24 protein-coding genes are annotated in these 24,068 nt (G+C 34.3%); 4 read left to right on the top strand and 20 right to left on the bottom strand.

Features of this window, described 5'->3' with window-relative positions:
* Window positions 1–4 precede the first annotated feature (4 nt).
* Together SUDEN_RS05955 and SUDEN_RS05950 are read left to right on the top strand one after the other, a co-directional pair.
* Window positions 5–1,699 carry an autotransporter assembly complex protein TamA gene (locus tag SUDEN_RS05955; RefSeq protein ID WP_011372766.1) on the top strand — a complete coding sequence of 565 codons (1,695 nt, stop codon included), beginning with the start codon at window positions 5–7 and terminating at the stop codon, window positions 1,697–1,699.
* Window positions 1,696–4,338 carry a translocation/assembly module TamB domain-containing protein gene (locus tag SUDEN_RS05950; protein WP_041672258.1) on the top strand — a complete coding sequence of 881 codons (2,643 nt, stop codon included), beginning with the start codon at window positions 1,696–1,698 and terminating at the stop codon, window positions 4,336–4,338. The genes SUDEN_RS05955 and SUDEN_RS05950 overlap by 4 nt, the downstream gene beginning before the upstream one ends.
* Here SUDEN_RS05950 and SUDEN_RS05945 read toward each other — a convergent pair.
* Genes SUDEN_RS05945 through hisS form a run of 5 tightly spaced genes read right to left on the bottom strand, consistent with a single transcriptional unit; the run spans window position 4,335 to window position 11,037 of the window.
* Window positions 4,335–5,498: a pyridoxal phosphate-dependent aminotransferase gene (locus SUDEN_RS05945; protein ID WP_011372764.1), complete on the bottom strand. Its 1,164-nt coding sequence runs from the start codon at window positions 5,496–5,498 to the stop codon at window positions 4,335–4,337. The two genes, SUDEN_RS05950 and SUDEN_RS05945, sit on opposite strands and share 4 nt — an antisense overlap.
* A 47-nt stretch (window positions 5,499–5,545) precedes the next feature.
* Entirely contained in the window at window positions 5,546–6,247 is a 702-nt protein-coding gene (gene cysE, locus SUDEN_RS05940) for a serine O-acetyltransferase (RefSeq protein WP_011372763.1), read from the bottom strand.
* A 9-nt stretch (window positions 6,248–6,256) separates the two neighbouring features.
* The gene (speA, locus tag SUDEN_RS05935; protein ID WP_011372762.1) at window positions 6,257–8,086 is read right to left on the bottom strand and encodes a biosynthetic arginine decarboxylase; all 1,830 of its coding nucleotides are present in this window, start codon (window positions 8,084–8,086) and stop codon (window positions 6,257–6,259) included.
* A gap of 9 nt (window positions 8,087–8,095) precedes the next feature.
* On the bottom strand, window positions 8,096–9,823 hold the full coding sequence (locus SUDEN_RS05930; RefSeq protein WP_011372761.1) for an FMN-binding glutamate synthase family protein: 1,728 nt from the start codon (window positions 9,821–9,823) through the stop codon (window positions 8,096–8,098).
* 2 nt (window positions 9,824–9,825) lie between these two features.
* On the bottom strand, window positions 9,826–11,037 hold the full coding sequence (gene hisS, locus SUDEN_RS05925; RefSeq protein ID WP_011372760.1) for a histidine--tRNA ligase: 1,212 nt from the start codon (window positions 11,035–11,037) through the stop codon (window positions 9,826–9,828).
* Window positions 11,038–11,185: 148 nt separating this feature from the next.
* Here hisS and SUDEN_RS05920 point away from each other — a divergent pair, with 148 nt between their 5' ends.
* On the top strand, window positions 11,186–11,863 hold the full coding sequence (locus tag SUDEN_RS05920; RefSeq protein ID WP_011372759.1) for a superoxide dismutase: 678 nt from the start codon (window positions 11,186–11,188) through the stop codon (window positions 11,861–11,863).
* 49 nt (window positions 11,864–11,912) lie between these two features.
* The gene (locus tag SUDEN_RS05915; RefSeq protein ID WP_011372758.1) at window positions 11,913–12,815 is read left to right on the top strand and encodes a protoglobin domain-containing protein; all 903 of its coding nucleotides are present in this window, start codon (window positions 11,913–11,915) and stop codon (window positions 12,813–12,815) included.
* On the opposite strand, the gene SUDEN_RS05910 is transcribed toward SUDEN_RS05915, so the two are convergent.
* The 15 genes from SUDEN_RS05910 to folD form a co-directional block, all read right to left on the bottom strand.
* The gene (locus SUDEN_RS05910) at window positions 12,812–13,366 is read right to left on the bottom strand and encodes an HPP family protein (protein ID WP_011372757.1); all 555 of its coding nucleotides are present in this window, start codon (window positions 13,364–13,366) and stop codon (window positions 12,812–12,814) included. The two genes, SUDEN_RS05915 and SUDEN_RS05910, sit on opposite strands and share 4 nt — an antisense overlap.
* Window positions 13,367–13,458: 92 nt before the next feature.
* Complete coding sequence (gene tmk, locus SUDEN_RS05905) at window positions 13,459–14,034, bottom strand: dTMP kinase (protein ID WP_011372756.1); 576 nt, start codon at window positions 14,032–14,034, stop codon at window positions 13,459–13,461.
* On the bottom strand, window positions 14,019–14,510 hold the full coding sequence (coaD, locus tag SUDEN_RS05900) for a pantetheine-phosphate adenylyltransferase (RefSeq protein WP_041672255.1): 492 nt from the start codon (window positions 14,508–14,510) through the stop codon (window positions 14,019–14,021). Before coaD ends, tmk begins: the two co-directional genes overlap by 16 nt.
* Window positions 14,510–15,037 (bottom strand): UbiX family flavin prenyltransferase, encoded by a 528-nt coding sequence (locus SUDEN_RS05895; RefSeq protein ID WP_011372754.1) that lies wholly within the window; start codon window positions 15,035–15,037, stop codon window positions 14,510–14,512. The genes coaD and SUDEN_RS05895 overlap by 1 nt, the downstream gene beginning before the upstream one ends.
* Window positions 15,034–15,903, bottom strand: coding sequence for a flagellar basal body P-ring formation chaperone FlgA (gene flgA, locus SUDEN_RS05890; protein WP_011372753.1), 870 nt, complete (start codon window positions 15,901–15,903; stop codon window positions 15,034–15,036). Before flgA ends, SUDEN_RS05895 begins: the two co-directional genes overlap by 4 nt.
* A gap of 87 nt (window positions 15,904–15,990) precedes the next feature.
* Window positions 15,991–17,091, bottom strand: a complete 1,101-nt coding sequence (gene ychF, locus SUDEN_RS05885) for a redox-regulated ATPase YchF (RefSeq protein ID WP_011372752.1) — start codon at window positions 17,089–17,091, stop codon at window positions 15,991–15,993.
* Window positions 17,092–17,170: 79 nt separating this feature from the next.
* Window positions 17,171–17,689 (bottom strand): RNase H family protein, encoded by a 519-nt coding sequence (locus SUDEN_RS05880; protein ID WP_011372751.1) that lies wholly within the window; start codon window positions 17,687–17,689, stop codon window positions 17,171–17,173.
* Window positions 17,690–17,696: 7 nt separating this feature from the next.
* Complete coding sequence (locus tag SUDEN_RS05875) at window positions 17,697–19,112, bottom strand: leucyl aminopeptidase (protein WP_011372750.1); 1,416 nt, start codon at window positions 19,110–19,112, stop codon at window positions 17,697–17,699.
* A 9-nt stretch (window positions 19,113–19,121) separates the two neighbouring features.
* Entirely contained in the window at window positions 19,122–20,321 is a 1,200-nt protein-coding gene (gene trpB / locus SUDEN_RS05870; RefSeq protein WP_011372749.1) for a tryptophan synthase subunit beta, read from the bottom strand.
* Window positions 20,321–20,869 carry an adenine phosphoribosyltransferase gene (locus tag SUDEN_RS05865; RefSeq protein WP_011372748.1) on the bottom strand — a complete coding sequence of 183 codons (549 nt, stop codon included), beginning with the start codon at window positions 20,867–20,869 and terminating at the stop codon, window positions 20,321–20,323. The genes trpB and SUDEN_RS05865 overlap by 1 nt, the downstream gene beginning before the upstream one ends.
* A gap of 10 nt (window positions 20,870–20,879) precedes the next feature.
* On the bottom strand, window positions 20,880–21,212 hold the full coding sequence (locus SUDEN_RS05860; RefSeq protein WP_011372747.1) for a hypothetical protein: 333 nt from the start codon (window positions 21,210–21,212) through the stop codon (window positions 20,880–20,882).
* A 23-nt stretch (window positions 21,213–21,235) separates the two neighbouring features.
* Entirely contained in the window at window positions 21,236–21,673 is a 438-nt protein-coding gene (gene rpiB / locus SUDEN_RS05855; RefSeq protein WP_011372746.1) for a ribose 5-phosphate isomerase B, read from the bottom strand.
* Between the two features lie 13 nt (window positions 21,674–21,686).
* Window positions 21,687–22,364: a site-2 protease family protein gene (locus tag SUDEN_RS05850; protein WP_041672253.1), complete on the bottom strand. Its 678-nt coding sequence runs from the start codon at window positions 22,362–22,364 to the stop codon at window positions 21,687–21,689.
* Window positions 22,351–23,160 carry a signal peptidase I gene (lepB, locus tag SUDEN_RS05845; RefSeq protein ID WP_011372744.1) on the bottom strand — a complete coding sequence of 270 codons (810 nt, stop codon included), beginning with the start codon at window positions 23,158–23,160 and terminating at the stop codon, window positions 22,351–22,353. The genes SUDEN_RS05850 and lepB overlap by 14 nt, the downstream gene beginning before the upstream one ends.
* Window positions 23,157–24,014 (bottom strand): bifunctional methylenetetrahydrofolate dehydrogenase/methenyltetrahydrofolate cyclohydrolase FolD, encoded by an 858-nt coding sequence (gene folD / locus SUDEN_RS05840; RefSeq protein ID WP_011372743.1) that lies wholly within the window; start codon window positions 24,012–24,014, stop codon window positions 23,157–23,159. Before folD ends, lepB begins: the two co-directional genes overlap by 4 nt.
* Between the last annotated feature and the right edge of the window lie 54 nt (window positions 24,015–24,068).

Genomic DNA, 24,068 nt, shown 5'->3' with positions numbered 1-24,068 from the left:
AAGTTTGAGAGGAAAGTTTTTTTTATCTCTTTTAGTCTCAACTCTCCTTTTTGGGCAAAAGCTAGAGCTCCATTTTGATGGAAACAAACATATAACATCTAGTGAACTTTACTCTTCGCTAGATTTGCAAGAACCGCATTTTTATGAATTTTACAAACTACCTTCTTCCATTGATTCAAAAATTGTTGATTTAAGCATACAAACGCTCAAAGACTATTATAAAACTAGAGGTTTTTTTAATGCTGTAATTGAATCAAAAATAGATAAAGAGAGCCTATTTTTAAACATACAAGAAAATAATCCAATTATTATAAAAGATATATCAAATATCTCAGATTTTAAAATTGATGAGGCTGTTTTTTTTAAAATTGGTGATATTTTTGATTCGCAAAGATTTACGCAAAGCAAAAAAGATATAAAACTCTTTTATGCAAACAACCATTTTTGTAATCCTATAGTTGATGCAAAAGCGTGGATAGATACAGATAGTAATGCAGCATATCTAACTTATGAATCGAGCAAAAATAAAAAGTGTTATTTTAGAAATATAGAGATAAAAACCTCAAAAAATATAGATGAAAAAACAGTGCGCTCTGTCTTATATCTCCAAGATGGCATGGAGTTCTCTTTAGGTGCAATTACTAAGAGTTATGAGGAGCTATACGCATATGAGGGCATTTCAAAAGCAATAATAGATACAGAGATATATCAAGATGAGTTTGTAGATGTAAGCGTTAGTGTAGTTCAAAATGAGAAACCGCTGCGCTTTGAATCTGGTATTGGGATAAGCAGTGATGAGGGTGTTATGGCTTCAGTTGGACTCTTGAATAGAAACTTTTTAGGAAATCTAAAGACACTTAGCCTAAAGAGTAGAGTCGCTCAAATCAAACAAAACGTAAAGCTAAATTTTGATATGCCACTCTTAAATAGAAACTTTACAGGTTTTGAAATCGGTTTTGAAAATGAAGAATTTTTAGGATTTAGTGAGTCTAAATTTTATCTAGATGGATATTTAAAGCAAAGACGAGATAAACATACTTTTAAAGAGAGTCTTATTTTTGATAAAGTAAATACATACAGAAGCAATGACAGAGAGCTTTTTCCCATAAATCAACTATTTGTTTTATCTTCAAAACTAGAATATAGCTATGATACAAGAGATAAAATATTAGACCCAAGTAGTGGTTATTTTGTTAAAAGTGAGCTTATGGGCTCAATAAAATCAAGCGTCTCTGATGCAACCTACTATAAGTTTAAGACAACTATAGGGAGTATTAAGAGTGTAGAAAAAGTTACTCTTGGCTTAAAGGCTGATTATGGATTCTTAAAGCTTCTTGATGGAGAGCTCCCAACTTCTTATGGATTTTTCTCTGGAGGAATGTATAGCAACCGTGGATATAGCTATAGAAAACTAGGTCCACAAAATAGCATGGGTGATCCAATCGGTTTTAACTCTATTTTTGAAACAACTGCTGAACTTCGTTTTAAGATTTATGGTGATTTTAAAGGAGTGATTTTTAGTGATAATAGTTTTCTCTCACAAGATAGCACTCCGAATTTTAGTAGTGGTTATTACAGTGTCGGTTTTGGTTTTCGTTATCTAACTCCAATTGGACCTATTGCTATTGATATTGGTTTTGATACAAAAAATCCAAAAGAGCACTATGCTATACATTTTCACATAGGAGAGCTATTTTGATAAAGAAACTTCTCTCATTTGTGCAAATAACAGTTCTAATTTTAATAGTGACTCTATTATTGGCTCTGTTTGTTTTTTTTCAAAAAGATATAGCTCCTGCGTTGGCTGAAAAATATTTAAAAGAGTTTAACATCGAGTATAAAGAGCTAAGAGGAACTCTATTTAGCGGGGTTGAAATTTACGGGTTTATTTATGAAGACAGTTTACATGTAGATAAATTGAGTATAAAATACAATTTTTTATCTCTTTTAAACCCAACACCAAGAGTTGATTATATAGCTGCATCTGGAGTTAAAATAGATTTAGATAAGCTACTTTTATCACTGAAAAATAGCGATGAATCATCACATATAGCATTTAATATCTCAAAAATAGAAGTTAATAATGGAGTTTTAAATTATCAAAAAGAGAAGGTTCTATTTGATTTAAGTGCAGATGAACTTAGCTTTAGAGATGCACTTGATATAGAAAAAATATCCTTACATGTAAAGACAAAATATGCAGACGCAGAATTTTTGGGTTATTTTAAAGATGAAACTCTAAGAGGAGCTCTCTCTTTTACTCTAGTGGATTTTATAGAAAAAAAATATATTTCTACTTTAGCTTATAAGCCAAAAAAAATAGAAGCTGACATTTGGATAAACTCTCAAGAGATAAATCTCGTAACTACTCTAAAAGAAGCAACTCCAAAATATCTCCCAGATTTTTTGATAAAAGATATAAAACTTAAGCTCAGATACCTCTTTGAGAGTAAAGATTTGACGCTCAAAGCAGACTATAGCGCCACATATAAAGAGTTTGAAGTGGCAATTATACAAGATGCTAAGATGGATAAAAACCTACATGTAAGCTCTCAAATAGCAGCAGAGATAATTACCAAAGATATTGATATTGCATTTGATAGATTTGTGATAGATTTAGAGCACAATCCAGATGAGAGCTATGCAAAGTTTAGTGCAAAAGATATTGAAGCTGACTTTAAAACGCTTGATTTTATAAAATATACAATTAACGCAGATACAGCCTATGCTAAATTTGATGCGAATCTCTCACTTGAAAACAATGAGACTTTGCTAGAATCAAACATATATCCAAAAAAAGAGTTTTTACATTACAAAGAGTACGATTTAAAGAGATTCTCAAAAGTAACTCTTATGGCACGTGAAAAAAATTCTAACATCTCTATGTTTGTAAAATCAGATATTGCTTCTATTTCGATGTTGGCAAATGAAGAGGGGGCAGATGGTTATGTATATATTGGTTCAGCTATTTTTGATTATAGAGTTGATTTGAAAAACAAGATAGCTGTAGTAGAGAGTAAAATTAACTCCATAGATAAATTTCTAAAAGAGCTCCAAATTCCTCCATTCAAAGCTTTTTTTGATGCTAAAGTAGAAGCAAAGTCTATTATAAATTTTAAAGACTCCCTAGAAGTAACTTCTAGTGTAAAAATTCCATTTTATACTTTAATACTTGATTCAAAAAGAGACTACTCTGGCAAAGATAATAGTTTTAATTTTGTATATAAAGATAAAGAGCTGATTTTAAATAGATATGACGTAAGTGTAGAAAATCAAAGAGTAACATCAAGCAAACCATCTAAAATTAGCTTCAATGATGATTTTGATATTGAGTTTAAAGAGTTTTGGATATATGAGAATATTCTTCTTAGGGGAGTTTTAAAAAGTAGTGATATGAGTGGAGATTTTTCTCTCTTTAGTGAGAGTTACCATTACAAATCAAAAGAGGCTGATGTCATGTTAAAACTTGATTTACATGCAATAATTGATGCACAAGGAAGAGAAAATATTAGTGGAGATATTGAGATAAAGAGTGGTTCTATTATGTACAAACTTAAAAAAGATTATGCCATCAGCGATAAAGACATCATAATCATTCAAGATATGAAAGAGTCAAAAAATGAGGATGCAAGAGCTATAAACATAGCAATAACATCATCAAAACCTATAAAATATGAGGTAGAAGATATCTCTTTGCTAATTGAGCCATCTTTGATTCTATATAAAGATATGGATTCCAACTTAGAAATTTTTGGTGCTTTAAGTATTAAGAGTGGAGTGGTAAATCTTGAAGATAGAGTATTTGAGTTTGATGAGAGTGAGATATATTTTTATGGAGGTGATGAGATAGATCCATACCTTAATCTAAACCTGCACTACTATACGACTGATTATATAGATATAGAGATATATGTTACAAACAGAGTTAGCTCTCCAGTTGTGCTTTTCTCCTCAAAACCAGCTATGAGCCAAAACGACATACTCTCTTACATACTCTTTGATTCAAGCGCATCTTCTCTCTTTGATACAACCTCAGAGTCAAAAACATCTCTAAACACGCTTCTTCTGGGGAGTGGAATTAAAAAAATAGTAAATAGTTCAGGAGTTCTAAGGGTTGATACCCTCAATATTTTGACAAATAAGGAGGGAACGCTTGGTTATGAAGTTGGAGCCAGATTTAACAAAAATATTCGTATAGTCTATAAAAATGATGAGATTTCAAGTTTGATACTACAGTACTCTTTGAGTAAATCACTAAGAGTTGATGTTGACGTAAAAGAGACGGGGCAGGGGGTTAGTATTATCTATATAAAAGATTTTGATATCCACACACCTTAGCGTGCAGATACAAACTCTTCGATTCTTTTGATGCCTTTGCGGATACTCTCTATATCAGTTGCAAAACTAAATCTTGCATAACCTTCGCTTCCAAAGCCAACGCCTGGAACTAAAGCTACACCCTTTTCTTCTAATAGCTCTTTACAAAATTTCATGGAGTCCTTAGATACTTTTTTGATGTTTATAAAGAGATAAAATGCACCATCAGGCTTATAAACACTAAGTCCATCAATCGCATTTATAAGCTTTACAGCCTCATCTCTGCGCTCTTTAAAAGCTATTCTCATCTTCTCGATATCAGCATCAGCTTCACCATTTAAGCCAACAATCGCTGCTTTTTGAGTAATAGAGTTAATGTTTGAAGTACTTTGGCTCTGAAGTTTTTTAGTTGCTTGGATAATCTCTGTTTGGTGCGCAGCCATATAACCAAATCTCCAACCTGTCATTGCCACTGATTTGCTAAGACCATTGATAGTTATGGTTCTTTTATACATGTCATCACTAACTGCTGCAGCAGACGTGAACTCCCCATCATAAATTAGCTTTTCATACATCTCATCACTTGCAACTAAAACATCAGTTCCTTCTAAAACTTTACCAAGTGCAGTTAATTCATCTTTTGAGTAAACTGAACCAGTTGGGTTTGATGGGGAAGTTAAAACTATCATCTTAGTCTTTGGAGTAAGAGCATTTTTTAACTGCTGTGGTGTAATTTTAAATGAACTTTCATCATTTGTTTCAATCTCGACAACCGTTCCGCCATGATAGAGAACAAGCTCAGGGTATGTAACCCAATATGGAGCTGGGATAATTACCTCGTCACCTTTTTGAATAACTGCTGCAAAAAGATTAAAAAGAGAGTGCTTTGCACCGTTATTTGTAATGATTTGGTTTGGCGCATAAGTTAAACCATTATCTCTTTTTAGTTTATTTGCGATTGCAGCTTTAAGTGTAGGAATCCCCTCAACAGCTGTGTATTTTGTGAAACCTTCATTAATCGCAGCTATTGCAGCATCTTTAATAACTTGAGGAGTGTCAAAATCAGGCTCGCCAGCTGAGAAGCTAAGAATGTCTTTACCAGAAGCTTTTAATTCTCCTGCGAGTGTTGAAATTGCAATTGTAATTGATTCAGATAGTGTATTTACGCGATCACTAAGCATGAAGAACCCTTTATTGAAAATATTGGGCGAATTATACTGAAATATATTTAATTTTTCATTGCTCTGATGAATGATTCATAAATATTTTCTAAGTGTAAATCTTGCTCTAGAAGTTCTTTGTTGTCTTCAACTAAAATATGCTCCAAAACTGCAACACGTTTTAGTAGATACTCAAACATCTCTTTGTTTATATCTGGAAGAAGGTTGTGCATAAGAGGGTCTTTGCATCGCCCTTTTTCTATTACATGTGCTGGGATTCCAATTGCAGTAGCGTTGTCTGGAACAGCTTTTACTACAACAGAGTTGGCACCTATTTTTGCATACTCTCCGATTACTATATTTCCAAGTATTTTTGATCCTGCGCCTAAAACTGCACCTTTTTTTACTGTTGGATGTCTCTTCCCTTGAGTAAGTGAGACTCCGCCAAGAGTTACACCTTGATAGATAAGTACATCATCTTCTATTACTGCAGTTTGACCAATCACAACACCAGTTCCATGATCTATAAAAACTCTCTTTCCAATAACAGCGCCAGGGTGAATATCTATATTTGTTAAAATTTGAGTTAAACCCATTATGATTCTAGCTAAGCTTTTAAAATTAGACATGTAGAGTTTGTGTGCTACTCTATACCATGCAACAGCCCAGACTCCTGGGTAGTTAAACAAAAAATCCAATTTAGAATTTAAAGCAGGATCATTTTTGTATGCGTTTGAAAAGTCCTCTTTTATTTCAGCAAAAAGTCCCAAAGGTAACTCCTAGTTCGTGGTTCTTAAATAACCGTTTTGTTGTAAAAATAGTTCTAATTTTGCAAGTGTATCACTTTTTTCTTTCTCTGTAATAAAGCTAGAGTTTGATAAATCATTTTTAAGCTTTTTTGATAACTCTACTGCATCGTAGCCAAGAGAGTCTAAAATATCTAAAATACTCTTTGATTCAACAGCATTTTTAATCTCATAATCATTTTCACCTATGATAATTGTATATTCACTTGGATGGGTAAAGAGGTTGTGATTCATCCCCAATGTCTCTTGATATGCACCAACATTAAAAAAGCCTAAGAAATAATCCTCTTCATCAAGATTTACATCATGAAGATATAGAGGTTTATCTGGATTAAAACCAATTTCACCATCACTATCACATGTAATATCCCAAAGTGATGCTGCTCTAAGAGGTGTTGTATTTAGATGATGCAGTGGCATAACTGGAAAGTGCTGATTTAAACCCCAGTAATCTGGCAAACTTTGAAATATTGAAGCATTTATAAGGTAGCGCTCTTGAAGCTTTACTTGAAGTTGCGCTAACTCATCTGTTGGATTAGATGATTTTAAATAGAGTGCTCTTTTGATAATATTGTGAACTAAAATTTCTGCATTTGAGCGGTCTTGAAGATCAATGTAACCTAAATCAAAAAGTGTAAGAATAGACTCTAAATGGTCTAGAGCATCGTGAAGGTACTCTATACAGTTTGTGTTGTTTAAGAGTTTGTTTAGCTCTATTAACTCCTCTATTAGAGGTGGATTTACAGCTTTAAAATTGAGGAGTTTTTCTTGAAAATCTTGTGTAAAAAGTTCTAAAACAGGTGTAATTAAAACTGCATGAGAAGCGACAATAAATCTGCCCGATTCTGTAAAAATATCTGGATGAGAAACATTTTTTGCATTCATAATTTCTCCAAGCAAGAAGACAACACTGCTTGAGAACTCGTCTATTGAGTAGTTGCGAGAGTTTGAGTGTGTGTGTTGGTCGTACTCAACTGCAAGCCCTCCACCGATATTTATGCTGTTTAGTTTTGTTGCACCCATTTTTTTCAGCTCAGCATAGATGTTTCCAGCTTCACGAAGAGCTTTTTTAAGCGGAGCAATATCAGACATTTGAGAGCCTATATGAAAGTGAATCATGCTCAAATAGTCTAAGAGATCTGCTTCTCTAAGTAGCGTAATTGCTTCAATAATTTCTGTGGAAGTTAGTCCAAATTTTGCATCCATTCCACCGCTTTTAGCCCAGATGCCGCTTCCTGCGCTGTGAAGCCTTACTCTTATACCAATATTTGGGACTTTTAATTTACACTCCTTTGCTACTTCTATGATTGTCTCAAGCTCACCTAAACCTTCAATAGTGATAGTAATATTATGTCCGCTTTGAGCTGCTATAAAACCAAGAGTTATCATCTCTTTGTCTTTAAAACCATTAACGGTAATATTTGCGCCGCTTGGAGTCTTACTCATAGCAAGAATCAACTCAGCTTTACTTCCTGCTTCAAGTCCATAGTTAAATTGAGCTCCTTGAGATGTTATAGCTGCAATTGCATGTGGAAACTGATTTACCTTTAGTGGAAATACAGCATTAAAAGAGCCTTGATAATTATTTTGTTGTATAGCTTTGTCAAAATAGTTATAGAGCGTTCTTATTTGACTCTTGATTAGATGTGGAAACCTAAGAAGTATTGGTCCTCTAACATCGTCTGAACGAATCTCCTCAACAATCTGAAGAAGTGAAGGCATACATTTGTAGTTTAATCTGATTTGTCCATCTTCTATTATAAAGTTATTATTTGACCAGATAGCAAGACCAAAGTTATTCATTTATCCATCCTATATATTTAATTTTTTATGAAAATATTTATCTATATCAAAATATATCTCACCACTTCTATTTTTAAAAGTAAGATGCGCTTTACTTAATTTGCTAATATGGTTAATTCCCATAACTGCAAGAACAACTTTCATCCCTTTTATTAAATTGACATGATAGTTTCCTATCTCTTTTCCCTCTTTTATAACGAGGTAAGATGCTCTTTTCTTCTCATCTTGAGTTGCCATTCCAACAGGACATACATGTGAGCCAAAACCAGAACACATTCTAGCTCGTATGCATCCTCCACTCATCATAAAACCTCTTGCAATTCCAACTGCATCAGCGCCCATGCACATAGTGATAATAATATCATCAGGCGTTAATATTTTTCCACTTGCAACTATTTTTATCTCATCTCTTAGATTATATTTTCTAAGCATTGTATCTAAGATATAAAGGGCGTTATTTGTAGTTAATCCAACTGATTCCATTAGCTCTAATGGTGCAGTAGCGCTTCCGCCTTCACCGCTATCTATTGATATAAAATCTGGAATGTTCTCACCCCTTGATTTTTTCTGAACTATCTCTCTTACTAGATCTTCAACGCTATTTAAATCAGATATTACTATTTTAAAGCCAACTGGTTTTAGGGATAGTTTTTGGAGTGTTTCAACAAAGTCAAGCAGATGAGACGTAGTGTCTGCATAAGGAAATCTATTTGGCGAAAAAACATCTTTGCCCTCAGGAACACCTCTATAATATGCGATATCTGCAGTAACTTTAGCACCTGCTAGTTTTCCACCTGTCTGTTTTGCACCTTGAGCGATTTTTATCTCAGTCATACGACAAAAAGTCATCACTTTTTTATACTTTTGGGCATCAAATGCTCCAAATTCGTCTCTAACGCCATAAAGACCTGAACTCATCTGAAATATCATATTTGGTATATCTTCTGGAGGTTTTTTTGGAAAACTCTCTAAGGGTGCACTCCAATTTACACGAAAGAGAACATGTGATGTTTTGTCATAAATATATGTATTTTGTGTCTTTTTATTTAGAAGTATGGTTCTGTATAATTTTGTAGCTAAAGAGCCATTAAATACTTTTTTTACAATTTTAAATACAACTTCTGCAAAAAAAGAGCTTTTAACTATCTCTAAATAACCACAATCTTTTAAATTAGGACTATGTGTAAAGAGATGGTTTGATGTAAGTGAGCCTTCTCCTGTATTTATGGTTAAGTTTGTAGTAGCACCTGCAATTGAAAAAGCACGAATTGCTTCAGGACTAAGTGCTCCATCACTCATAGCAGAGCGAATAATAGGCGTATGAGAAATAAAAGGAAACTCTCTGTCTTTTCCAAATACAACTGAAGTATCTTGACTTACCTCGTTGTCATTTAGTACGCTTGATGAGTGCTTTATGATAAATCTTGAGCCTGAAAATGGTTGTGAAACAGAAAATGATTTATAGTTTGGCACATCTTTTGCCGCTTTATAAACCCAATCAACTTTATCTTTTGATTCATAAAAAGTCTCATCCGCAAAGTATTGACGAAGAGGTTCTCTTAGAGCCTCAAAAAAGTATCTAAATCTTCCTATTACTGGGTAGTTTATAAGAAGGGCATGTTTGCGTTGAATATATTTGTCATATATGTATAAAAATATAATACCAGAGACTATGAGTATAATAAAAAACTCAATAAAATCTATGAAAATACTCCAAATAAAATGTAATGTATCCATATTTAAAATAGCTCGCTTAAGATGGTTTTTTCTGTTTTGTCTTCTAAATTCTTTACCCAGATAGTTCCATCTTTAATCTCATTTGAGCCTATAACTGCGCAATATTTCGCATTTGATTTATCAGCAGCCTTTAGATGATTTTTAAGGTTTTTTGTTTTGTACTCAAGTATGACAATATCACTTTTTCTCTTTTTTTGTGCGATTTTTACAATCATATCAAGAGCTTCATCGTCCATTGCGCCTAAATAATAGCCATCTTTTTTCGCTTCAGGCATTATTATTAGTTCCATCAATCTCTCAATTCCCATAGCAAAACCAACAGCTGGGGTAGGGCGACCATCTAAAAATTCTACAAGTCTGTCATATCTTCCGCCACCAGCTATCGCACTTTGGCTTCCTATGTTGTCACTTACAAACTCAAAAGCTGTTTTGGAGTAGTAGTCAAGTCCACGAACTAGATTTGTATCTATTTCAAAATCGATTTCGTTTTGTTTAAGAATCATCTTAAGTGTAGTAAAATCACTCTCACATGTAGAACATAAACAGTTCAAGAGTTTTGGTGCTTCTGTGTAAATGCTTTGACACTTCTCATTTTTACAATCAAGCACTCTAATAGGGTTTGTTTCTACTCTTCTAGTGCAATCTTCACAAATCTCATCTTTGTGTTTTGTAACAAAGTTAATCAACTTCTCTCTATATGGTGGCATACACTCATTGCATCCAAGAGAGTTTAACTGAAGTCTGTAACCAATGCCAAGCTCTTTTAAAATATCACTCGCCATCATAATCATAGAGGCATCTTCATAAACACTTGATTCACCAAAACTCTCAACGCCAAACTGATGAAACTGTCTTAAGCGTCCCTTTTGAGGTCTCTCGTATCTAAACATAGCTCCATGATAAAAAAAGCGGTGAATTCCGCCAGCACGGTCAAGCTTTTTTTGTACAAAAGCACGCACAACTCCAGCTGTTCCCTCTGGACGAAGGCAGACATCATTCTCACCTTTATCTACAAACTGATACATCTCTTTGCCAACAATATCGCTAGATTCGCCAACAGAGCGTTTAAAAAGAGCAGTCTCTTCCAAAAGAGGAGTCTCAATAAAATGAAACCCATATCTCTGAGCAATCTTTGTAGCGACAGTTATGAAATGAGTAAATCTCTCATAATCCTCACTTAAAATATCATTCATCCCTCTTAGTGAACTGATCATCTAATTCCTTTACATGTAACATAGTTTTTAAGTTTGAAAGAATACCATTTTTTTATTCTATATATAGAATTTTATTTTAAATAAACTTTAAAAATAGTATCTTGTTGCTGTACAAAAATTGTAAATTGAAAAAAGTGAGGATATGACCATGATAGAGTTAACAAAGTTGCCTTTTACGCACGATGCGTTAGAGCCGTTTATTTCAAAAGAGACAATAGAGTACCATTATGGTAAGCATCATACTGGTTACGTAAATAAGCTCAATGAGCTTATAAAAGATAGTGAGTTTGATAAGATGTCTCTATCTGCAATCATACGTGATTCTGATGGGGCGGTTTTTAATAATGCGGCGCAGGTGTTTAACCACTCATTTTACTGGAATTCACTTGCTTCTTCAAAGTCAAAACCTAGTAAAAAACTACAAGAGAAGATAGACAACGATTTTGGCTCTTTGGATAAGTTGAGAGAAGAGTTTATAAAAGCTGGAGTGACGCTGTTTGGTTCAGGGTGGGTGTGGTTATGTAGAGAACCAAAGGGGATGTTGGTGCTAAAGCAGACAAGCAATGCACATACGCCACTTGCTTCAAATTTGATTCCTATTTTTGTTTGTGATGTGTGGGAACACGCCTATTATTTGGATTATAAAAATCTGCGTCAAAAGTATTTAGAAGAGTTTTGGGAGCATATAAACTGGGAGTTTGCAACACAAGCGTATGAGAAAACAGACAATAATGTTTTTATAGGCATAGAGCCTTGTAACGACATCCACGACCCATTTTGCCAAGTTTTAGATGAGCTTCAAAATCAAGATAGAGTGACTAGTTAAAATAGATTTTTTTGCGTATAATTACAAAATATGAACAAAAAGGTTTATGATGCAACAACATGATAGTTTAAAAGCAGACTATAAATTTAGTGAAGAAGAAGCTCGTATTTTAGCGACTCTTCAACCAAAAATGAGTGAGCTTTCAGATAAGTTTATAAATGAGTTTTATGATTATATTTGGGGCTTTGGCTCAACTGCAAAATTTCTTAAAAATCAGAAAATTATCGATTATCACAGAACTAAGATAAAAGCTTGGTTCATAAACCTATTTTGCGGAAAATATGATTTACAGTACTTTATGTATCTATATAAAATTGGTGAAATACATGTAAGAATAGGACTTCCTACCCACTATGTTAACTCAGCTTTTACTTTTGTAAGAACGTTTATAATCAAGAATATACAAGAGAGCATAGAAGATGAAGAGAGTCGTTTAAAGGCGATTCAAGCAGCTGAAAAAATTGTAGATATAAACCTTGATACGCTTACTAGTTCATACAGAGAAGAGGAGTTAAGTAAGTTTTTATCACTCTCTAAATTTGAAAAGACAATTTTAGGCGGGCTTAAAAAATTTAACTCATATATAAACTTCTTTTTAGCAGGTTCACTCGCTCTTGTCGCTTTTTTTGCTATTGGACTTTTTGTATATGATATTTATCTACTCTTTTTCTCAGACATAGGAATAGAGAAGGGGATTTTGACAGTTCTTGGAAGTTTGCTTGTTTTATGGGCAGCTATAGAGCTTATTCATGAAGAGATAAATCATCTTCAAGGCAAAGGTTTTGCGATAGGCGCTTTTATAATGCTTGCCATGGCAGCACTTATCAGAAAAGTACTTATCTACTCGCTCTCTTCGGAGAAAGGCAATGACCTTTTAGTTATAGGTGTAGTAATCGTTGCATTGGCTTTTTCATACTGGTTGGTTAATGTAAAAAACAAAGCACCTCTTTAATACCAATAAAGAGGATAGTGTCTTTTTGAATTATTTGACATATTGTTAACTACAAGAGCTATCACAAGCATCATAAGCGTTCCTAACCCAATCGGAGTAAAAGGGTATAGCCATCCAAGTGATTGAATATGCTCACTTCCAATTACATATAAAAGAGCGGTCGCCCCTCCTGGAGGATGCATAGTGAGAGTGAGATGCATAGCTAAAACAGAAAGAGCCACACTAAGTGAACATAAAATTTCCAGACTTAATACATCTCCTAACATCTTGACCAAAAATACTGATATAAAAGCAGAGATTATATGTCCGCCTATTAAGTTTCTAGGTTGTGAAAAATGTACTTCTGGAGCACCATATACCAAAACCGCAGATGCTCCAAATGAGCCAAGAAGAAAAAAACTATCTTTTGCCGAAAATAGGTTACTAAAAATTGACATTACATATATACCGATAAATGCGCCTACAACAGACCATATTATCTTAGTTAATGGTTTGCGAGAAGGGCGAATATCTTTTGTTTTCATTCTATTAAAGTAGTTTCTAAGACGCATAAAATCTCCATCTGTTATATAACAATGACGAATAATAGAGACTTTTTAAAGAGGAGGTGTTGATATAAATCAACATTATAAAAAAAGACAAGTTAGATATTTATATTGTTTAATATCTCTTGCGTGATAGAGTCAATATTTTTTGTTGCATCAATAAGTACAAGTTCTATATTTAAGAGGTTTGACGCTTTTATGAGTGCGTCTTGAATTTTTAGAAGGTATTCAATGCCTCTTAACTCAATTCCATCTAATTTTTTTTGCGAAAGCCTAAGAGAGAGCTCCTCATTTGTTAGTTGAAGTAGAAAAATCTTTTGTGGATATATTCCACCAGTTGCAAATCTATTTAAGTGTAGTATTGCCGTTTCACTGATTTCACCTTGAACTAAAGCATAAGCTACACCACTCACTACACTTCTATCAGAGATAATCATCTTAGATAGATTTGGTTCAATAACCTCTTGTATATGCTCTGCACGATCAGCTAAAAATAGTAAAAATTCTGCTTTTTTACTCTTTATTTTTGCGTTTAAAACTATCTCTCTTATCTCTTTACCAGCTTCTGTTCCACCAGGCTCTTTAGTGATTATTGCATCACTAAAATGCTCTTGGAGCTTTGCTATCTGTGTACTTTTCCCAGCAGTATCAATCCCCTCTATTGCAATATACATGATTTTTTCTCCGCTATAATTTTTTGAACCTCTTTTGGAACTAAATGCTCTGTTTTTGCATTAAATTTGAGAAGATTTCTAACAATAGAAGAGCTTATAAAAGCGTGTTGAAGTTTTGGCATAAGATAGACAGTCTCAATTTCCTCGTCTAAAGAGTTATTTAGGTATCCAAGTTGAAGCTCATACTCAAAGTCGCTAACAGCACGAAGACCACGAATTAAAACAGTAGCATTATTTGATTTTGCTAACTCTACAGTTAAGTTGTCAAAACCTACAACGGTTACGTTTTTTAGTCCCATTAGGGCAGCTTTTACCATCACTATACGCTCATCAAGCATGTACATGGGCTTTTTATCAGCAGAGAGTGCAACTGCTACTATCACTTCATCAAAAAGATTCAATGCTCGCTCTATAATGTCAAAATGTCCGTTTGTAATGGGGTCAAAAGTCCCTGGATAGAGCGCTATTTTCTTCATTATTCCCATCTTTTATATAGACTATTTTCAATTCCAAGCAGATCAAACCACTTTCCAATAATAAAGTTTTCCATATCATCTAAAGTCTGCTGTTTTGAGTAGTAAGCCATAACAGGAGGAGCTATTATAACTCCTAACATTGAGAGTTTATGCATATTTTCTAGCGCTATGGCAGAAAAAGGCATCTCACGTGGAGCTAAGATAAGCTGTTTGCGCTCTTTGATCATGACACTTGCACAACGTGTGACTAGATTATCAGCAATCCCGCATGCAATCTTAGCAAGCGTATTCATACTGCATGGCGCAATTATCATAGCATCAACACCAAACGAGCCAGAAGCTATACTTGAGGCTATGTTTTCATTTTCATGAATTGTAATATGCAGCTCTTTATCTAAAACAACCTCCGCATGTTGTGTCATTATAAAATGTTTCTCTATCTCTTGCGGAAGAAGTTCAAGTATTTTTATACCCAAATTTACTCCACTAGCACCGCTTGATGCTACTACGATTTTTCTCTCTTTCACTCTATCTCCGCTGAGTTACTACCTGTAACTTTTACTTTTAAAATTTTTCCACTGCTGTTTTGAACATTTATTATATCATTTACTTTAGCGTCTTTTTGAGCTTTTGCACTAAAAGTAATATCCATTCCATCTCTGTGCATGGTTACGTTGATGTTAGAGTCTCTCTTTACCACATCTGCGATTTCTACGTCTCTTATCGTTAAAATTGCATCTTTTTGAATATGTCGCTTTACTTGAAGGGATGTTTTATAGATATTTTGAAGAGGTTTATCTCTAAATCTATCTAGTCTAACGCTCTTTTTGAATGTGTTTGATGGAGAGAGATTTGTATCTTTTTTTAAACTATCTTTGCTTTTGTAAACTTCAACGTTGGCAATTATATTGTAGTCAAAAAAAAGCTTTTTATTATCATCTGTTTTTATGCTTATTACGCCTCTGTCTGATAAAAAATCATCATCTCTTAGCTGTATAGTATAAACTTCAGGAAGCGAGGATAAATACCCACGTGGCTCTACATGTATAGATTTTATATCTATATTTTCATAACTTTTTTTATAATACTCTTCTAATCTCTGCTCTAATTTGGATGTGTTGATTGGACTCTTTAGGATAAAATTTATATAACTGCTCTTTGAGGTGTAATTTTTATATCCATGCTTTGATAAAAGTTCAATAAACTCTTTTGATTTGATTCTTTGCGAATATCTATTCTCTTCTATAGTAAGAATTGAAAAATCACTTTTTACATGTGGAATCACTGTTGATATTTTTACATCTTTACTATCAACATAATAGACACCCTCAAGTGCATTATTTGCGTAAAGATTTAATAAAATTAGAGGTAAAAACAGTATTTTGATAAACATAAAATAGACTCTTTAGTAGTTAAGTTTTTATATTTTAGCATAAATATTGCTTTAACATATTGGCACAATAGATAACAATAACTTTAATTATAAATTAAACCTAAAGTGCATAATGTCGCCATCTTGAACTATATACTCTTTGCCTTCTAGGCGCATTTTTCCAGCCTCTTTTGCCTTATTTTCGCCACCACATGTAACAAAATCACTATAAGCAATAACTTCTGCTCGGATAAAACCTTTTTCAAAGTCATTATGGATAACTGCTGCTGCTTTTGGTGCTGTTGTGTTTTTGCGAATAGTCCATGCACGAACCTCTTTTACTCCAGCTGTAAAGTAGCTCATAAGACCTAACTTGTCAAACCCTTTTTGTATGATTTGGCTAAGTCCTGACTCTTCTACTCCGAGTGAAGATAAAAACTCCTCAGCTTCATCATCGCTAAGTCCGATTAACTCCTCTTCAATTTTTGCACAAAGTTTTATAAGTTCACAGCTGTTTTTTGCAGCATGTTCTTTTAGTTTGATAACAAAATCGCTATCTTCTAGCAGACCATCTTCATCAACATTTGCTCCATACATTATCTCTTTACCTGTTAAAAGTCTTACTTCGTGGTTTAGCTGTTTGTACTCTTCGCTATCACATTTGTGAAAGTTTCTAGCTAAATTTCCATCTGCTAAATACTCTAAAAGTTCCTCTGCTAGAGCTAAAAGAGCAGCCGCAGTTTTATCTGTTTTTGCCTGTTTTTTTAGTCTGTCTGCTCTGTTTTGTAAAACTTCTATATCAGCTAAAATAAGTTCGCCCTCGATTATTTCAACGTCTCTTAAGGGGTCGATACTAGCTTCTGTATGAACTATATTATCATCCTCAAAACATCTAACTATATGTAGAATAACTTCTGTCTCACGAATATTTGATAAAAATTTATTTCCTAAACCCTCACCCTTGCTAGCACCTTTTACTAAACCTGCGATATCGACAAAATCTAGTGTTGAGTACTGTATTCTCTCTGGATTTACTATCTTTGCAAGAGCTTGAAGTCTGCTATCTGGAACAGGAACTACTGCTTTGTTTGGCTCGATTGTACAAAACGGGTAGTTTGCCGCTTCTGCATTTTGCGCTTTTGTGAGTGCGTTGAAAGTTGTTGATTTACCTACGTTTGGAAGTCCTACAAGACCGATGCTTAAACCCATAATTGACCTTTTTATATTATTAATTAGTTTGTATTTTAGCCAAAATTAGCATAGAGAGTGATAAGGTGGGATTTGGCTTCTATATTTTATGAGATTTTTTTCGTAATTCTGCTCTTAGTGCGTCTCTTGAGGCTCTATCTACGAGTGTAAAAAGTTTATCAATACTATCTTTATCTTCGCTCTTTTTATGACCTTTTACTTTTATAAGATCACAATCATTACATGTAAGGAGTTTATAAAATCTTTTGTATAGTTTGTGGTTTTTGAGGAGTTCTTCTTTTTTGTTCATGAAGCCATTTTTGATAAGCTTCTCTTTTCTAGCAAGAAGTGAGATGATATTTTGAGAATCTGTATAGATTATAATCTTGCGTTTTTTAAACTTTATCTTGCCAAGCGCCCATATTAAACTTTGCAGTTCGAGTTTTGATGAAGTTGTATTTATAAATCTTCTTATTAGGATTTTATCTTGAGGGTATGGAGTGTTAAACTCATACTCGGCTAAGAGCAGATACGCTCCATAACCGATATTTGTTTGCGGATTTGCACTTGCATCGGTAAATAGAAAAAATGTTGGTTTTATTCTATCTACATAAAGCATTAATAATTTATTTTATCTCTTTTATAAACTCACACATAAGACGCACTCCAGCGCCAGTTCCACCATAAACGTTACAATCCCACGCAGCTTCTGTATAAGCAGTTCCAGCTATGTCAAAGTGCATCCATTTGTTCTTGTTCTCATCCCTTATAAATTTATCTAAAAACATACCCGCTGTAATTGCTCCACCGTAAGGTTTTGAAGCCGTATTGCTGATATCTGCTATTTCGCTCTTTAGAAGTTTTTTAAGATGCTTGTTAAATGGAAGTGAACTTATCATCTCTCCTGCATCGCTTCCTGCGCGAGAGATATCATGCTTTAGTTTATGAGAGTGCCCCATTAAACCTGTTGTGTATTGACCAAGAGCTATCATACATGCACCCGTAAGTGTGGCAAAATCAAAGATATAATCTGATTTAACTGCATCTTGTGCATAATCAAGAACGTCTGCTAAGACCAAACGACCCTCAGCATCAGTGTTTCTAATCTCAATTGTAGTTTTACTTCTTGAGACTAAAACATCATCAGGCTTGTAAGCATTTCCACCTATCATATTTTCAACTGCGCCAATAAATGCATGAACTTCAACATCAAGCTTTAACTCGCTTACCGCTTTAATGATTCCTAAAACTGCACATGCACCAGCCTTGTCCATTTTCATAGTTACCATAGAAGTAGCAGGTTTTAGACTAAGCCCGCCGCTATCGTATGTTAGACCTTTTCCAACAAGTGTGATGATTTTTTTAGGGTTTTGTGGTTTGTATGCTAAATGAATCAGTGCACTCTCATGAACAGAAGCACGACCAACTGCAAGCATTGCACCCATTTTTTCTTTCTCCAATGCGCTCTCATCTAAGATAGTACACTCTAGATTGTTCTGTTTTGCCAGCTCTTTTGCAACACCGCTCAGCGTTTGAGGGTTAATCTCTTGCGGCGCTTTGTTTACTATGTCACGAGTAAAATTTGTAGCATTTGCTACTATTAGAGCTTCAGCAAAACTCTCTTCTACTTTAGTGTAATCCAAATCATTAGAGACTAGAAAAATATCTTCAAATACTGATAGCTTAGGCTCTGATTTATAATCATTAAACTCATATCCGCCAAGAACAACACCCTCGACAAGAGCACTTATAACTGATTTGCTTAAGATTGAAATTTTTGCTGATTTGAAGTTTGAACTCTTTAATGTTTTTATAACAACAGAAGTTGCAGCTCTTATATCATCACTTTTTTTACTATCAACTCCACAAAAAAGCAATCCCTTCTCATATAAAAAGCAGATACTCTCCTGTTCGGCTTTAAATCCAGCTTTCTCTAAGATATCTACATGTAAACACTCTGCTAACTCATCTTTTTTTACAAATATAACATTTACATCCGCTAAAACTTCACTTAACTCTTTTTCAATTAGTTTAATATTCACTATCTATCCTTAGTTATCAAAATTTAATATATTTTTTGCTTGAATCATATCTTTGTCGCCTCTGCCTGAAAGGTTAACAATGATAAGTTTATTTTTTATATTTGGCATTTTTTTAAGGTAAGCTACTGCATGTGCGCTCTCAAATGCGGGAATAATTCCCTCCTTGCGTGAGAGCCAAACAAATGCATCTAGAGCTTCTTGATCTGTTGCATGATTATAACTTACGCTTTTATTTTCAAAATGAAACGCATGTTCGGGTCCAATTCCAGGATAATCAAGTCCAGCTGAGATAGAGTATGCCTCTTGAACCTGCCCATCTTCATCTTGAAGAAGATAGCTCATCTGCCCATGAAGTACTCCAGCTCTGCCTTTCTCAAGTGAGCATCCATGCTCCAGTGTCTCTATACCATGACCGCCAGCTTCTATACCAATACACTCAACCTCTTTATCTTCTAAAAAGTGTTGAAACATACCAATAGCGTTGCTTCCTCCGCCTATACATGCTATAACATGGTCTGGTAAACGACCCTCTTTTTTAAGTATCTGTGCTCTTGCTTCATAACCGATAATAGCTTGAAAATCTCTAACCATCATAGGATATGGATGCGGACCTGCAACTGTTCCGATAATGTAAAAAGTATCTCTTGCATTTGTTACCCAGTGACGGATTGCATCATTCATAGCATCTTTTAGAGTTTTGCTTCCGCTCTCGACACTATTTACTTTTGCACCAAGAAGTTTCATACGAAAAACGTTAAGTTCCTGACGAGCTACATCTTTTGCACCCATAAATATCTCACACTCTAAATCTAGAAGTGCGCAGATAGTAGCAGTTGCTACTCCATGTTGACCAGCTCCAGTTTCAGCTATGATTTTTTTATATCCAAGACGTTTTGCCATAAGACCTTGAGCAATAACGTTATTAACTTTATGTGCCCCTGTATGGTTTAAATCTTCTCTTTTTAGATAGATTTTTGCACCAAGTTCATCAGATATATTTTTTGCATAGTAGAGCGGGGAAGGGCGACCTACATAATCTACAAGATAGTAGTCCACTTCACTCCAAAAATCTTTGTCAAAGCGGATACTTTCATACTCTTGTTCTAGTTTTAAAAGTGCAGGCATAAGAGTCTCAGGTACATATCTACCGCCAAAGATGCCGAAGTGACCATTTTTTGGATCAAATTTTGAAGCTGATGGAATGTACATTATTTTACCTCCACTAAAGAGTAAACTTCAGTTAACTCTTGTAATTTTTTATATCCGTCTAAAAAACTAAGACAGAGTATGAAACAAGCCTCTACACATAAAGCACCAGCTTGATTTATAAGTTTTACAGAAGCAGCCGCTGTCCCACCAGTAGCTATTAAATCATCAACAAGAAGTACTCTAGCGTTTGGAATAGCACTAAAAGCATCAAGATGAATTTCAACTTCATCAAAACCATATTCAAGAGAGTATTTTTCACTAATAGTAGTGTAGGGGAGTTTTCCTTTTTTTCGAATTGGAACAAAACCGACTCCAAGCATTTGAGCTAACGCCGCACCAAATATAAAACCTCTTGCATCTATTCCTGCAATATAGTCTAAGTTGTACTCTTTATATTTTTCATAAAGATGGTTCATAGTGACACCAAAAGCTTTTCCATTATTTAGCAGCGTCGTAATATCTTTAAATACAATACCTGGTTTTGGAAAATCTTTTATATCTCTTATTGCACTCTCAATTATAGCTCTCTCAGTATTACTCAATGTCATAACTTATCCTCTAAAGTAGAGCGTCTATACGACTCTCTAATGCTTTAATTTTATTGTTGAGACGATCAGTCTCTTGTCTGTGTTTTGTATTTCTCTGTTTTAAAACTTTGAGTTCATTTCTTAGTTTTGTTAACTCATCACTTAAAATATCAACATTACCTAATGCACGTTGAAGTTGAATCTGATATTTTCTTATAAGTATCTCAGCCTCTTGAAGAGTAAGTTTCATCAAGTCATTACTTCTCTTTTCTTTGTTTGTAATGCTTTTAAAGTAAAACATCTTTACAAAAAAGTAAAAAGCCGCCATTGATAATATTGTTAAAAGTGACCATTCAAAAAACATGTTTTTTTCCTTAAGTAGGCAGTTTAAGTATTTATCGCTTCTATTTTCGCAACTCGTTGCTCATGACGACCGCCCTCAAAGCTCCCAGCAATCCAAGCATCTATAATAGACTCGGCTACACCTTTTCCTATAATTCTCTCACCAAAGCAAAGAACATTTGCATCATTATGCCCACGTGCAACTGAAGCGGTATATGCGTCATGACAAAGTGCTGCGCGTATGTTAGAGTAGCGATTTGCAGCCATGCTCATACCGATTCCTGAACCACATATTAAAATTCCAAATGCTGAGTTGTCTTTTAAAACAGCTTCACACACTTTAGTAGCATAATCAGGATAATCGACTCTATCTTTACAAAATGGTCCAAGATCTACAACCTCATGACCTTTATCTTTTAATAACTCAACTGTATAATCTTTGAGGTCTAATCCAGCATGATCTGTTGCGATATAAAATTTCATTATCTTCCTTGTTTTATGGTAGTAGCATAGCTAAAATAGTCTGTACTGGTAGCAGTAGTACAAAGTTTTTAATCGGTGTCATAAGAATTATTAGAACTATAATTATTCCATATCTTTCATATTTGTAAAAGAATTCTGCAACAAAATCAAGTCTATATTTCATACTAAGATGCATGATAAAGTGCGCACCATCAAACTGAGGTATCGGAAGAAGGTTAAATACTCCAAGAACTACATTTATAACTAGGAGTTGTAAAACTAACATGTAAGAAAAAATATAGATTAAAGAGTCTTCACTTGTTGGTTGATTCATAGCAACTATGGCGATAGAAGCAAATGCTGCAAGTGTAAAGTTATATACTATTCCAGCCAAATCAACTTGCATAGCAGCGTTGTATCCGCCATTTTTTATAACAGTTGACATGTTGATTGGTACAGGTTTTGCCCAACCAAATAAGAAACCGCTATCTGCTCCAAGAAGCATCGGCAAAAAATACATAGTTGCAGGAACGATAATTGTACCAACTAAATCAACATGCGAGATAGGGTTTATAGATAATCTTCCAGCGTTTCTTGCTGTTGTGTCACCATACATGTAAGCAACCCAGCCATGCATTATCTCATGTCCTATAATAGCTATTGCTAGAGCTAAGACAGCAGTTGATATCTTTAATAAATCAATAGATTCCATGATCATCTTTATCTTGTTTTATTCTCTCTGCAACAGCTTTGCTTAAATGAGAAGCATCTTCTAAATCGGTTGGTGTTTTTCCGATTCTATCCCATCTAATCTCCCAGTTGTCATCAATACTGAAATAGACAAACCAAGGAGTTCCTTCAATATTTTCATAAGGAACTGCACCCCAAAAACGGCTATCGTTTGAGTGGTCACGATTATCACCCATCATAAAGTAGAAACCTTCATCAACTTTAATTGGTGCAAAGTGAAAAATCTCCATTGGGTATCTTCCATTGTTCACGATTTTTTCATCATGATGAATCCCTGGATGCTCTTTTGTATATGGATTTTTCACCCAAAGCTTTCCTGCGAAAGTAATTATCTCATGCTCTTTAAAATTATCCTCTATCCATACATCACCCTCGCTATGATGAAGATACAAATCTTTATTTGATATAAAAAGTTCATCATTAGGAAGGGCTACACATCTCTTTACAAAGTGCTGCTTGGTGTTGTGAGGAGGTCTAAAAATAACTACATCACCACGCTGAGGTTTATCGCCATCTACAAGACGCAATCTATCGCTCCATGGCATAATAGAGACCTCTAAAAATGGAATATGTGGCATAGAGACACCATAAGCAAATTTTTTAGCAAAAAGGTGGTCTCCTATCAAAAGGGAGTCTTTCATTGAACCGCTTGGGATTTTAAAGGCTTGGGCGATAAAAAATATAACAAAGAGAACTATTATTATAGTTCCCGTCCATGAGTTGGAAAATCTGTATGTTTTGTATAAAAATTCTTTCATTCATTCTCTTTTGCATGTGCTTTTGCGGCTTTTAGTGTGTTGCTTAGGAGCATGGCGATTGTCATAGGACCAACGCCACCGGGAACAGGAGTTATAAATGAGCATTTTTTTGCTACATTTTCAAAATCAACATCTCCAACAAGTTTTCCACTCTCGGCACGGTTTATGCCAATATCTACGATAATAGCACCACCTTTAACCATATCTTCTTTTATAAGATTTATAACACCAGCACCTACAAAAATCATATCTGCGGCCAGTGTATGTTTTTTCAAATCATCTGTAAAAATATGGCAAATTTCAACTGTTGCATTTGCATTTAACAGAAGTGCAGCCATAGGCTTTCCAACTATATTTGATGCACCAACAACAACACAATTTTTACCTTTTACATCTATTTTGTACTCTTTTAAAAGCTCCATAACACCAAGAGGAGTACAAGGGACAAATCCATCAAGTCCAGTTGTAAGCCTTCCTACATTATATGGATGAAAACCATCAACATCTTTGCTTGGCTCTACAAGCTCCAATATTTTTGTTGTATCTATCTGAGTGGGGAGTGGAAGTTGAATCAAAATACCATCGATATTTGGGTTGTTGTTCATCATAGTAATCGTATTTTCTATTGCACTTTGGGATATATCGCTTGGCATTTCATGTGTTACAGAGTAAAAACCGACTCTATCACATGCCTTTTTTTTCATATTTACATAAGCAGCACTTGCAGGGTCTTGCCCTACTAAAATAACTGCAAGTCCAGGAACTAAGTTAGTGCTGTTTTTTAACTCTTTTACCTCTTTGGCTACAGTTGTTTCTATCTTTGCAGAGAGTGCTTTTCCATCAAGAAGTTGCATTTAAACCTCATAATATTATTTTTTTGTTATTATACCTTTATATATTAAAAGGTC

Source organism: Sulfurimonas denitrificans DSM 1251, assembly GCF_000012965.1.
GTDB classification, from domain to species: domain Bacteria; phylum Campylobacterota; class Campylobacteria; order Campylobacterales; family Sulfurimonadaceae; genus Sulfurimonas; species Sulfurimonas denitrificans.
This window is presented reverse-complemented; position numbering and strand designations above follow the sequence as displayed.

Coding starts and splice junctions, on each gene's coding strand:
- tmk (WP_011372756.1), bottom strand. CDS start 14,034: ATGTATATTGCAATAGAGGGGATTGATACTGCTGGGAAAAGTACACAG.
- rpiB (WP_011372746.1), bottom strand. CDS start 21,673: ATGAAATTTTATATCGCAACAGATCATGCTGGATTAGACCTCAAAGAT.
- SUDEN_RS05915 (WP_011372758.1), top strand. CDS start 11,913: ATGCAACAACATGATAGTTTAAAAGCAGACTATAAATTTAGTGAAGAA.
- lepB (WP_011372744.1), bottom strand. CDS start 23,160: ATGAAAGAATTTTTATACAAAACATACAGATTTTCCAACTCATGGACG.
- ychF (WP_011372752.1), bottom strand. CDS start 17,091: ATGGGTTTAAGCATCGGTCTTGTAGGACTTCCAAACGTAGGTAAATCA.
- SUDEN_RS05920 (WP_011372759.1), top strand. CDS start 11,186: ATGATAGAGTTAACAAAGTTGCCTTTTACGCACGATGCGTTAGAGCCG.
- flgA (WP_011372753.1), bottom strand. CDS start 15,903: ATGTTTATCAAAATACTGTTTTTACCTCTAATTTTATTAAATCTTTAC.
- SUDEN_RS05930 (WP_011372761.1), bottom strand. CDS start 9,823: ATGGATACATTACATTTTATTTGGAGTATTTTCATAGATTTTATTGAG.
- SUDEN_RS05945 (WP_011372764.1), bottom strand. CDS start 5,498: ATGCTTAGTGATCGCGTAAATACACTATCTGAATCAATTACAATTGCA.
- SUDEN_RS05910 (WP_011372757.1), bottom strand. CDS start 13,366: ATGCGTCTTAGAAACTACTTTAATAGAATGAAAACAAAAGATATTCGC.
- SUDEN_RS05850 (WP_041672253.1), bottom strand. CDS start 22,364: ATGGAATCTATTGATTTATTAAAGATATCAACTGCTGTCTTAGCTCTA.
- coaD (WP_041672255.1), bottom strand. CDS start 14,510: ATGAAGAAAATAGCGCTCTATCCAGGGACTTTTGACCCCATTACAAAC.
- speA (WP_011372762.1), bottom strand. CDS start 8,086: ATGAATAACTTTGGTCTTGCTATCTGGTCAAATAATAACTTTATAATA.
- SUDEN_RS05880 (WP_011372751.1), bottom strand. CDS start 17,689: ATGCTTTATGTAGATAGAATAAAACCAACATTTTTTCTATTTACCGAT.
- SUDEN_RS05865 (WP_011372748.1), bottom strand. CDS start 20,869: ATGACATTGAGTAATACTGAGAGAGCTATAATTGAGAGTGCAATAAGA.
- folD (WP_011372743.1), bottom strand. CDS start 24,014: ATGCAACTTCTTGATGGAAAAGCACTCTCTGCAAAGATAGAAACAACT.
- trpB (WP_011372749.1), bottom strand. CDS start 20,321: ATGTACATTCCATCAGCTTCAAAATTTGATCCAAAAAATGGTCACTTC.
- hisS (WP_011372760.1), bottom strand. CDS start 11,037: ATGATCAGTTCACTAAGAGGGATGAATGATATTTTAAGTGAGGATTAT.
- SUDEN_RS05860 (WP_011372747.1), bottom strand. CDS start 21,212: ATGTTTTTTGAATGGTCACTTTTAACAATATTATCAATGGCGGCTTTT.